This is a genomic window from Kovacikia sp. CALU 1929 (genome assembly GCF_056784235.1).
Genome location: NZ_JBXBCF010000057.1, coordinates 52,402 through 64,435, shown reverse-complemented (window position 1 = coordinate 64,435; position 12,034 = coordinate 52,402). Strand labels below are relative to the sequence as shown.

Sequence of the window (12,034 nt, the reverse complement as noted above, 5' to 3'; positions counted from 1 at the left end):
AGTCGAGTCTGAGCCACTGAAAACTCTTAACTTTAGATAGAGATTTTTCTAAACCATGACTAACTCCCCTGAGCCAGAATCGGAGAATCGTCCTCGCAGACGGTTTTTGACCCGTCAAAGAGCGATCGCAGCTAGTGTCCTGGTTCTGGCAGGGGTCGGGGGCGGTGCCCTGTGGGGGTGGCTCTGGATTCATCGAGAATTGGTGCCCCTGGTTGAGCAAAATTTGAACCAACTACTGGGGCGACCCGTCGAATTGGGTCAAGTTGAATCAGTCTCGTTAACCGGTTTACGCTTTGGGGCATCGGCGCTGCCGCCCACCCCGACCGATCCCGATCGGGCAACCACCGAGGCAGTAGAGGTTGGCTTTTCACCCCTCCAACTGCTTCTGAATCGCACTTTGCAATTGAATGTCACCTTAGTCAATCCAGATGCTTACATTGAGCAGGCAAAGGACGGACGCTGGATTTCAACCACGATTCAAGCAGGGGAAGAAGCCGGGTGGATTAGAACCGACTTGCAGGCAATTCGCATTCGCGGCGGCAACGTGACCCTACAGCCATTGCCCCAACCAGCGTTTCCCAAGGCTCCTGTTGCTTTTAGTAAAGTGAATGGATCCGCCCGTTTTTTAGAGAATAACCAACTGGTCGAATTTGATCTCACAGGTCAGTTTGCTCAGGGCGGCGATTTTACCCTCACCGGGGGGGTACGCCCCGAAACAGGAGCCACCAATCTGGCATTGCGGGGACAAAATGTGCCCGTCGTGGATGTGGCACGGCTGATTGAGTCCCCCGTGGCATTGCAGGCGGGGCGCGCCAACGGCAACCTGACCGTTCAACTGCGCCCAGAAGTTGCACCCGACATTACGGGTAGCCTGACCTTCAGCGGTGTGGCTGGTCAGGTCGCAGGTTTGCCCCAGCGGTTTGCCGATACCCAGGGGCAGTTGCAGTTTCGCCAGAACATTGTGGTCGTTGACAATGTCCGGACTCGCGTAGGTACCGTTCCTGCCCAGATTAAGGGCACGGTGAATACGGAAACAGGATACGACCTGACGGTCCAGGTGCGATCGGTGACTGCCCAAAATTTATTCGACACCCTCCAGATCGATACGCCCGTTCCCCTGAATGCCACGCTCCAGGCAACTATGCAGGTTAAGGGAGCTTTGGCAGAGCCAGTCCTCCAGGGAACAGCCCGCACCCTCCGCCCAGCACAAATTGATCGGGTGGGGTTTCGTTCCCTCAGTGGGCAGTTTCAACTGACGACAGCGGGTGACACCCCTACTCTGACCTTTACCAACATCCGGGCAGTGCCCCAGGCAGGGGGGACCATTACCGGGGGTGGCAAGGTGGAGTTGGGGCAGGTACCCAGCGTGGCATTCAACGTCCAGGCAGATCGGGTTCCTGGGGATGAAATTGCCCGCCTCTATGGGGCGAGTCCTGATATTCAGATTGGGGCAGTTTCAGCGATCGCCCGTGTTTCCGGTGCGCCTGAGAATCTGCAAACCACCATTCAGTTTCAGGCACCGGAAGCCACCTACCCCGGTACGGGCGAGATCCTGATTGCGGGTCAGCAGGTGTTCTTAAAGGGTTCCAATTTCAGGGTGGCGGATGGCACTGTCCAGGCAACCGGACAGTTGATAGACGGGCAGATTCGGGCTGTTGTGACCACCGCTGGAGTGCAGTTAAACCAGTTTTCTGAAGATTTGAGAGGGCAGTTTAGCGGTAACTTGCAACTGTTTGGCAGCACAGCAGCACTCAGTCTGGCGGGGATTCAGGCAACAGGGCAGGTGCGATTTTCTGAAGGTTTGGCAGTCATTCAGGAGCCGCTGACCGCCAGCCTTCGCTGGAATGGACAGCAGTTGTTGATCCAGGATGCAGTAGCGCCAGGGTTCCGTGCTAGTGGCACCGTTGCCGTGGTGACGGAGGGAGTGGACATTCCCCAGGTCGGCAATTTCAATCTGGCAGTGCAGTTACAGGGATACAATCTGCAAGACGTGGAACTCAACCTGCCAGAGACCGTTGACCTGGCAGGACAGGCAGACTTTGACGGACGGATTACAGGAACGTTAACCGCCCCCAATGTGCTTGGAGATTTGAGTCTGCGCAATTTTCGGGTTAGTAGTCTGGCATTTGACCCGTTACTGGTCGGTCGGGTTGATTTTCAGGGAGGACGGCGCACCCAGCTAGAACTGACTGGACAGTCGGTGGTCGGCACGCCCGATCGCATTGCCCTTACCCTTGGCCCAGACAATCTGCCAACCTCATTTCTGATCAGACGAGATGAGGCAGTGGCAACGGGTAAAACGGTTGGAGACACATTACTGGTCGAACTGCAAGCCATTCCAGTGGCAATCTTAAATGATTTTCTGCCCGCTGCGGCACTGGCGGCGGGTCCCATCTCCGGTACTCTGTCTGGTAACTTAGCGGTCAATCTGGACCGATTCACAGCCGAGGGAGAGGTGGCGATCGCCCAACCCCGCATCGGTGGCTTGACTGGTGATCTATTTCGCGGTCAGATCCGGTTTGCCGATGGGGTTGCCCAGTTGACCCAGGGCGAGTTGATTCAGCAGGACAGTCGCATTGTCCTGAATGGCAAGTTACAGACCACAGGCGACTTTCCCGTTCAGTTCCAGATCGGGTTTGAGCAGACCCCCGTTCAAAACCTGCTGCTTGCCTTCGCTGGGCTGAATCTGCCGGGGGCCGGTACTGCCCGTACACCCGATACGAACGGGGAAGCAGTCCTTAATACCACACCCGTTGATGTCACGGATCAATCAGTTTTGAACCAGTTGCAGCGGCTTTCAGAAATTCGGTTTTTGTTGGCGCAGCAGTATGCTCAGCGTGAAACTCTATTTCCCACCCTGGCAGAACTCCAGGGTCCATTGAATGGGGCGATCGATATTACCGGCTCCCTGCAAAATGGGTTAACCATTGCCTTTGACCTGGAAGGCACCGAATGGACCTGGGGGCAATACAAGATTGATCGGGTCGTGGCTGAGGGCAACTTTGCCGAGGGTGTACTGACAGTCCTGCCCCTACAAATTGCCCTGGAAGACGGCATCCTGGCGTTTAGCGGTCAGTTTCAACCGGAGAACATTAGCGGACAACTACGCGCCAGCAACATTCCAGTCGATGTGTTGCAGCCCTATCTGCGTCAATTTCCCATTGATGCCACGGGGAGAATCAATGCCACAGCCACCCTCGCAGGCAATTTAGCTAATCCCAGTGCCGTGGGTGAAATCAGCCTGGTCAACGCCACGCTGAATCAGCAGCCGATTCAGCAAGCCAACCTGAACTTCCGTTACATTGATGCCCGATTGAATTTTGAGAGTAACCTGCTGCTGGCAAATACCAGTCCACTCAACGTTGTGGGCGACATTCCGGTTGCCCTACCGTTTGCGACCGTTCAACCGGACAATGACCAAATTCGTCTGCGAGCCCGTGTCGAAAATGAAGGACTGGCATTGCTGAACCTGTTTACTGACCAGGTGAATTGGACTGATGGACAGGGACAGTTGAACATTGCCGTTACAGGAACCCTCAGCCAACCAGCGATCCAGGGAAATCTGGTCGTCAAAAATGCCACGCTTCAAGTCAAGACTTTGACTGGGCCCCTCACCAATGTCACTGGGGTTGTTGAGTCCAATGGCAATCTTCTCGTGGTTCAGGGTTTGCAGGCACAGTACAGCCAGGGACAGATCGCTGCCCAGGGCGCGATTCCCATTTTTGAAAACCCGTTCACGGCTGAGATTGCTGCTGCCAACCCGTTAACCGTTACGACTGACAATCTGGCCGTAGACTTGCAAGGACTCTATCAGGGAAGGGTCAGTGGCAATGTTGTCATTACCGGGGCTGCCCTGGCTCCAGCGGTGGGGGGAACGGTGCAGCTAGCGAATGGCGAAGTTCGGTTAGGTGAAATGGTGGGCGGGGTTGAAGGCACCCCAACGATCGCCGCCACCAATGAGACAGCAACCCCACCCCCAGAGACAACACCAGCCACCGACCGCTCAGGCAATGGAAGTATCGCCCAACTCCCCCGCCCCCAAATCCCGGCTGCCGCCTCTTCAGAACCAGGGGCGATCGCCTTCAACAATTTTCAGTTGGTGTTGGGAAACGGGGTCCGGGTAACCCAGGCACCGCTCCTTAGCTTTGTCGTTGAAGGGACAGTCGCACTTAACGGCACCCTGGCTGAACCTGAGCCAAGGGGAGTCGTTCGTTTAGTCAGTGGGGCAATTAACCTGTTTACAACCCAATTTCGGCTAGAGCGAGGATACGAACAAACGGTAACGTTTGTCCCTGACCAGGGCTTTGACCCCATCCTAAATGTGCGATTGATTTCCCTCGTCCCCGAAGCGACAGGTACCCGTCTACGGCAGTCACCCATTGGCAGCGAAATTATTGATGATCCCTTTGCCAACTATCAAGTCAATTCGTTGGGGTCCCTACGAACGGTTCGGGTTCAGGCAGTGGTCTCTGGTCCTGCCAGTGCCCTTGACGAAAATTTACGCCTGACCAGTGTTCCCCGCCGCAGTGAAGCAGAAATTGTCGCCCTGATTGGTGGACGATTTTTGTCTACCCTGGGGCAGGGCGACACGGCATTAGGCGTTGCCGGTTTTGCTGGGACCGTCCTATTTGGCAATTTGCAAGGAATCATTACCGAATTAGGTCAAAGGATTGGATTAAGTGAACTGCGCATCTTTCCAACCCTGGTTAATGAACCCACCCGACAAAACTCTGTATTGGGTTTAGCCGTAGAAGCGGGTGTCGATGTAACCAATAATTTGACCATCTCGTTGTCGAGTGTATTTGCCTCCAAACAACCGCTACGCTACAACTTGCTTTACCGAATTAACGACCAGCTTTTAATGCGAGGTTCTACCGATTTCCAAGGCGATAGTCGAGCCACGGTTGAATTTGAAACGCGGTTTTAAACCTCATCCAAGTTGAGAACTGGAGATTTTTTCCCAGGAAAAACTACGGTGCTATTCAGAACCACCATTCTGGATGACACCCTAGAATTGATAGGTACACCTTCTTGCAACAGAGGTGATTGTGGCAACCTCCCTTCACTGGCAATACCGAGTCGGCAATCAGCGGGATTGGGTTTGGCGGGGGTGGCAAACTCGCTACACCTACCTGCGGGCAGCAGAAGCAGGCAGTTCTACCCCAATGATCCTGCTGCATGGATTCGGTGCCTCCATTGGTCACTGGCGACAGAATTTGGCAGCTCTGGCACAGCACCACACCGTCTATGCCCTTGACCTGTTAGGCTTTGGTGCCTCCGAAAAAACGGCTGCTCCTTATAACTCTCTGTTCTGGGCAGAGCAGGTTTATGACTTCTGGAAAACATTCATTCGGCAGCCCGTAGTACTGGTAGGGCACTCGGTGGGGTCAATGGTGTGTCTGACCGTTGCCGTCCGCTACCCGGAGATGGTGAAAGGAATTGTCATGTTTAACCTGCCCGATTCATCCGTGTTGGAGGCTCCAGCATGGTTGCAGAAATCCGTTGCCAAACCATTCCGCTGGAGCCTGACCGCATTGGGGCATATCTCTCGTCCTTTGTTAGAAGTTGCGAAAGCCGTTTTCACCTCTCCCCTCGTTTTTTATCCGCTATTTCGCATCATGCGTAGTGCAGCGGTAATTCGCCTGTGGGCAAAACAGGCTTATGCCACGCCAACCGCCATTACAGACGAGGTGTTAGAGATTTTTTCCAGCCCAGCCTATGACCGGGGAGCCATTCGCGCGCTCCGCACCATGATCCATCCCAAAACCAAAGCAGAGATGGACTGCACCGCCAAAAAGGTTTTACCCCAAATTGCGGTGCCAATCCTTTTACTCTGGGGTCAGAAAGACATGATGGTGCCGCCTAAGTTGGGTCCATTGTTTGTGAAATACAACCCTAACTTAACGCTGATTGAAATTGAGAATGCAGGGCACTGTCTCCATGATGAGTGTGCCGAAACCGTGAACCAGATAGTCTTGGACTGGTTAAAGTCGTGGGCAGTTGAGAGTTGAAAGTCTCCCAGACCTCCGAGGTTATGAAAACCTCGGAGGTCTAAGCCGACCCTACATCATCCCCATGCCACCCATGCCACCCATGCCGCCCATGCCACCCATACCGCCCATGCCACCCATATCAGGGGCACCGCCAGCGGGTTTCTTCTCAGGTCTCTCAACCACCAGTGCCTCTGTGGTCAGCACCATCCCGGCGATCGAACCAGCATCTTGCAACGCCGATCGCACCACCTTTGCCGGATCGATAATGCCAGCCGCAACCAGGTCTTCGTACTCGTTAGTTTGAGCATTATAGCCGACATTGAATTCGGTGCCGCGCACGGTTTCAACCACCACTGAACCTTCAACCCCGGCATTATCAGCAATCTGCTTTAAAGGAGCTTCCAGGGCTTTGATCACAATGTCTGCCCCAATCTGCTCTTCTGCGGTCAACGTAGCCTTGAAATCAGCCAGCTTGGGAGCCAGGTGAATCAGGGTAACGCCACCACCAGGGACAATCCCTTCCTCCACGGCTGCCTTTGTGGCATTGAGGGCATCTTCAATCCGAAACTTGCGGTCTTTGAGTTCGGTTTCGGTTGCTGCGCCAACTTTAATCACAGCAACACCCCCTGCTAGCTTAGCAATCCGCTCTTGCAGCTTCTCTTTGTCGTACTCAGAGTCACTGCGCTCCAGTTCTTTCCGCAGTTGGTCAACCCGCTTATTGATGTCACCCTTGTTGTCAGCATCAGACACGATCGTAGTCGTGTCCTTAGTAATGGTGACTTTGCGGGCTTTGCCCAGCATTTCCAGGGAAACACTATCCAGGCTCAACCCAATGTCTTCCGAAATAACCTGCCCTCCAGTCAGGACTGCCATATCTTGCAGCATGGCTTTCCGCCGCTCGCCAAAACCAGGAGCTTTGACCGCGATCGCATTCAACACGCCCCGTAACCGATTCACCACGAGCGTTGCCAGCGCTTCTCCTTCAATATCTTCTGCAATCACCAACAGCGGCTGTCCAGAGCGGGCAATTTTCTCCAGAACGGGGATGAGGTCCTGAATCGAACCAATCTTCTTATCGGTGAGCAGAATCAGCACATTTTCAAACTCGGCAATCATCCGCTCAGGATCCGTGACAAAGTAAGGGGAAATGTAGCCCCGGTCAAATTGCATCCCCTCCACCAGTTCCATCTCGGTACTGAGAGACTTGGACTCTTCAACCGTGATTACCCCATCCCTGCCGACTTTATCCATCGCTTCGGCAATCATGGCTCCCACTTCGTCATCATTCCCCGAAGAAACGGTCGCCACCTGGGCGATCGCATTCCCTTCAACGGGTTTTGCGACTGCCTTAATTTCATCCACCAGTTGGGCGATCGCCTTTTCGATCCCGCGTCGCAGTGCAACCGGATTGGTGCCTGCCGCTACATTCTTCATCCCTTCTCGGATCATTGCTTGAGCCAGCACCGTTGCGGTGGTGGTGCCATCTCCCGCCAGGTCTTTTGTCTTAGAAGCAACTTCTCGAATCAAAGCAGCACCTGTGTTTTCCAGGGGATCTTCTAGCTCAATTTCCTTGGCGATCGTGATCCCATCATTCACAATCTGGGGAGCACCATATTTCTTCTCTAGTAAAACATTCCGCCCTTTGGGACCGAGGGTAACACGCACCGCGTCAGCCAGGGCATTCACACCCCGCTCTAACGCCTGACGTGACTCATCACTGAATACAACAATTTTGGTCATAGGTCTCTACGCTCAGTTCTCCACATCCAAATTTAGCACTCAACTCGTTAGACTGCTAAATCAGAAACGGTAAATAGGGGAGAGGGGGAGGTGACTGCTAGCGGAGTATCAGTAACCCTGTCTGCAATAGACCAATTACAAATCCCAAAACGCCGCCTATGTTGACGATCGCCTGCAACTCACTTTTGACAATGCCATTAATCGCTTTTTCTAGATCGGCGGGAGCGGTTGCTTTGACCCGGTCGATAATCACCTGGTCAATATTCAGAATCGGGATCATCTGCGCCACCAGGGTTTCCAGTTCCCGCTCCAGGTAACGCTCCAGGACAAGCGCCAGTTCCAAACTGACCACCTCCAGGGATTCCGAAACGGCTTCTGAGGTAGTTAAACGGTTGAGAATGACCCCTGCCAGATTTTCCCAATCAATCGATTTACTCAACTCCTGGAGCATGTCACTGCCCCGTTGCTGAATGTATTCCCGCACAGTATCTCGCAGGGTTTTCCGGAGTTGGCGTACCGTAGAAACTGGCAGGTTTTGGGGTGAAAGGTTTTGCAGCAGTTCCCTTAACCGCTGTCGAATGCCTAAAGAAACAATTAACTCCTGCACACGGACATTGCTTTCTTCCCGCTCATCCAGCAGAAAGGTTCGCAGACGAGTCAGGGAATTACGCACCCCAAACAGATTAGCCACCACCCAATAGGTACCGCTGGTTCTTTCCCGAAAACCTTCGTCAATCACTTGAATGTTGCGATCGGTCAAAAAATCAATTAACCCCTGGCGAATTACATCCGGCGGCAGCACAACCTGCAACAACCAATCCGCCAGCTTCGTAGACTGATCCTGACTCAATTGAAATTCCAAAAGCACCTGATCGAAAATCTGATTCAATTGGGCTTCCAGAAAATCTTCTCGCCGTGCCAGGACCTTCAACAGGCGGGGCAAAGACTGCCCAAACAGATCCCGCAGAATATTTGACAGAACTTTGGCAGACTTGGGGTTCTTATCCGTCTGAATCTGGTCTAACCCCAGTTTCAGCAGCCACAGAATTGCCCCCTGCACCCGCTCCGTTTCTAACAACCGCCGAGCCAGATTTTGCAATTCTTCTGGAGTCAGCAACGACCCCATGATGGTGTCAGAAATGCGTTTCGCCAGTCGCTCCTGGTTGCGCGGAATCAGTCCGGGGGTGAAGGGAACGCGGCGATCGCCAATATACCAGGCATGGTAAGGGCGAAACAGCATTTTGATCGCAATATCGTTGGTGAAGTAACCAATCACAGCGCCCACAATCGGAGGAGCCGCAAGAAGCCAAATTGACTGTAGCGACGCGAGATCCACTATTCTTCCGCCTTCTTCACAACCAACACTCCCATCGTACCCCCGGCAATCGGGTAATGGGTGACGGCGGAAAACCCTACCTCACGGGCGAGGCTGACCTGCTCTGGTCCAGTGGGAAATTTGTCCAGACTGGGCGTAATGTAGGCATACTCTTCCGTTAAGCCAAATCGCTGGGCAGTAGGAACCACGATCGCATCCAGATACCACTGCTGGAAAGTGCGCATGAACGGATTGGAAGGGTGGTTAAAGTCCAGAATGGCAGCCTGGGCACCAGGCTTCAGTACGCGATACAGTTCTTTGAGGCTACCAGAGATATCCGTGACGTTGCGCAACCCGTAGCCCATAGTGACCGCATCAAACTGATGGTCGGGAAATGGTAGGTTGAGGGCATCGCCTTCGACCCAGGTAATGGGCAAGTCCACATAGCTTTCCTGGAGGCGCTGACGGGCGATCGCCAGTTGCGCCGAGGAAAAATCGACCCCAAACACCTGCCCGGTTGATCCCACCTGATCTGCCAGCATTTGTGCCAGATCGCCACTGCCACAGCACACATCAAGACAGGTATCGCCTGGTTTGGCACCGCTCCATTTCACCGTCATCTGCTTCCAGATACGATGTTGCCCCAGACTAAGCCAGTGGTTGAGCTGGTCATAGACTGGGGCAATGCGATCGAAAATGGTGCGGATCTGTTCAGAATTCATAGCAGTTGGACGTTGGAGGCTAAACAGGAAGGGAGGAAGGGGGAGAGGAACAGTTTTTAGTTCTTAGTTTCTAGTTTTTAGAAGGTCAATCTAACAACCAACAACTCCCCATTGCCAATTACATTCCTTAATCCAGTCTAGAGTCTAATGTCCAACCCCTTACGCCGCTGGTTTGTAATACCGGGTACTGGTCAGTGCCAGGGCAACTTGCTGGGCAGAAAGATGCAGTAGCAGTAACTCGTCTTCCCGTAAGATGCAGGGTTGCTTCCATTGCAGCGAGAGAGCTGCCAGCACTTCCTCTCGGTAGGTCACGGGAATAATCAAATGTGCCTGGACACCGAAGGCGTTGTAGTGCTCCACGCCAGCGAGAGAGGTATCGGCTGGAACGTTGACCGCTACCTGAATTTTATGAGACGCGATCGCCTCCTTCGTCAGGGGATCCTTATCCAGCCAGTTCTCGACGGAATTCTGTTCACTATAAGTTCCAAAAGTCGGAACTAGAGCATTGGCTTCTACCAATTGCAAGATACACACATCTGCCTCAAAGCTTCTGGCAAAGGCAGCGGCGATCGGCTCCAAACAGGCATCCAGGCTGTTGGCTTCCTGAGCCGCCTTTACAATGGTTGACAGCAGCTCGGTCTGTGCCTGCGATCGCCGCAGTTCCTCTGTCCGTTGCTTCAACAGTTCATAGGTTTCTGCTGCTCGCTGCACCACTGCCTTTAATTCATTGGGGTCCCAGGGTTTGGTGATGTATTTGTAGACCTGCCCAGAGTTAATTGCCTCCACCAGATCTTCTACATCCGTAAAGCCCGTCAGAATGATTCGCATCGTGTCTGGGAACTGGGGAACCGTCCGGCTGAGAAACTCGGTTCCCTTCATTTCCGGCATCCGCTGGTCCGAGATAATCACGGCAACTTCACCTTCAGCCGCCAGCACCTCAAGGGCGTGGACACCGCTCTCCGCCTTGAGTACGTTAAAGTCCCGACGAAAGGTACGATACAGCAGATCCAGGTTATCAGGCTCATCATCGACCACCAGCATTTTTGCTTTTTTAGGTCGTTCCAGACTCATCAACTGACGGCTGATGGTGTCAAGTTCGGGGATCGCATAGGTCATAGACAGTAAATTCCTTTAGGAGAAGCCTAAATTCAATGGGTTTACCTTGAGGTCGGTGCACACTGAATCAATGGCAGAAAGAGAACAGGCAAGAAAGGTTGCACGCGAGAGCGACTTTGAATCCAGGTTACTTTGAATATCTCAGCTACCGAGATGCGTGAGTTCATTCCCCTTCTAATAAAGTAGTCACATGTCCCTCACCCATACCAGAACAGTGCGAAAGCACCAATTCTTGATTCACAAGAATTGACTATTGTCAAAAGTTCTAATCTAGTCTTGCCAAACTTGGACTATTTCTAACAACTCTCTGTAAAATTTCCTAGAAAAAATACCTTATTTACTACCCGCATCCTACATCCGATTCAACCAAGGTTCACGACACTCATGCCAGGGATTCTAAATTTGCAGCGTTTTTTAGATGAGTCAACCACAACGGGGGTGGAGGAGTAGAGGGGTGGAGAGTGGGTGAGTAAAGGGGGCTTACGCATGGGGAAAGCCTTTTATCCGGGTTCACCATCCCAGGGGAAATGGCTCGATGGCAATTTCTTGACTAAAAAGGTGGAAATCCATCTACCCGTTGCGGTAGGATTGTATTTCTGTGGGTCAGGATTGCGTAATAAGGGAAATTGAGTAATACGGGAAAGAGTATGGTGAAGCGTGTTCAGTTAGTTCTTAATAAGGATGTCAGCAAGTTGGGGCGGACAGGAGATCTGGTGGATGTAGCTCCCGGCTATGCTCGTAACTATTTAATTCCCCAGGGGTTAGCGGTGCCAACCAACCCCGGCATTTTGAGACAGGTAGAGCGGCGTAGAGAGTTAGAGCGGCAGCGGTTGTTGGCGGAAAAACAACAGTCCGAGTCCCTTAAAAAGGCGCTGGAAACCGTTGGACGGTTTACGATCGCCAAGCAAGCGGGCGAAAAAGATTCTATTTTTGGTACTGTCACCAATCAGGATGTGGCAACCGCAATTCAAGAGGCAACCAATCAGGAAGTCGATCGCCGCAATATTACCGTTCCCGATATTCACAAGCTGGGAACTTACAAGGTAGACATCAAGCTGCACCCAGAAGTGACGGCTACAGTCGATGTGCAGGTTGTTCCATCAAAAGCCAGCGAGTAGTCGCTGTTCCTTGTGGTTGAATAGCCGTTC

Annotated in this window: 7 protein-coding genes; 3 read left to right on the top strand and 4 right to left on the bottom strand. The window is 52.9% G+C overall.

What is annotated here, in order from left to right; translation table 11 throughout:
- Positions 1-55 precede the first annotated feature (55 nt).
- Positions 56-4,927 carry a translocation/assembly module TamB domain-containing protein gene (locus AC1S52_RS06825; RefSeq protein ID WP_482028265.1) on the top strand — a complete coding sequence of 1,624 codons (4,872 nt, stop codon included), beginning with the start codon at positions 56-58 and terminating at the stop codon, positions 4,925-4,927.
- A 121-nt stretch (positions 4,928-5,048) separates the two neighbouring features.
- The gene (locus AC1S52_RS06820; RefSeq protein WP_482028264.1) at positions 5,049-6,011 is read left to right on the top strand and encodes an alpha/beta fold hydrolase; all 963 of its coding nucleotides are present in this window, start codon (positions 5,049-5,051) and stop codon (positions 6,009-6,011) included.
- Between the two features lie 51 nt (positions 6,012-6,062).
- Here AC1S52_RS06820 and groL read toward each other — a convergent pair whose 3' ends face one another.
- From groL to AC1S52_RS06800, 4 genes are all read right to left on the bottom strand, one after another.
- Positions 6,063-7,733 (bottom strand): chaperonin GroEL, encoded by a 1,671-nt coding sequence (gene groL / locus AC1S52_RS06815; RefSeq protein ID WP_482028263.1) that lies wholly within the window; start codon positions 7,731-7,733, stop codon positions 6,063-6,065.
- Between the two features lie 97 nt (positions 7,734-7,830).
- The gene (locus tag AC1S52_RS06810) at positions 7,831-9,069 is read right to left on the bottom strand and encodes a DUF445 domain-containing protein (protein ID WP_482028262.1); all 1,239 of its coding nucleotides are present in this window, start codon (positions 9,067-9,069) and stop codon (positions 7,831-7,833) included.
- Complete coding sequence (gene ubiE / locus AC1S52_RS06805; RefSeq protein ID WP_482028261.1) at positions 9,069-9,770, bottom strand: bifunctional demethylmenaquinone methyltransferase/2-methoxy-6-polyprenyl-1,4-benzoquinol methylase UbiE; 702 nt, start codon at positions 9,768-9,770, stop codon at positions 9,069-9,071. The genes AC1S52_RS06810 and ubiE overlap by 1 nt, the downstream gene beginning before the upstream one ends.
- A 159-nt stretch (positions 9,771-9,929) precedes the next feature.
- Positions 9,930-10,886: a response regulator gene (locus tag AC1S52_RS06800; RefSeq protein WP_482028260.1), complete on the bottom strand. Its 957-nt coding sequence runs from the start codon at positions 10,884-10,886 to the stop codon at positions 9,930-9,932.
- A 647-nt stretch (positions 10,887-11,533) separates the two neighbouring features.
- Here AC1S52_RS06800 and rplI point away from each other — a divergent pair.
- Positions 11,534-12,004, top strand: coding sequence for a 50S ribosomal protein L9 (rplI, locus tag AC1S52_RS06795; RefSeq protein WP_482028259.1), 471 nt, complete (start codon positions 11,534-11,536; stop codon positions 12,002-12,004).
- Positions 12,005-12,034: the final 30 nt, after the last annotated feature.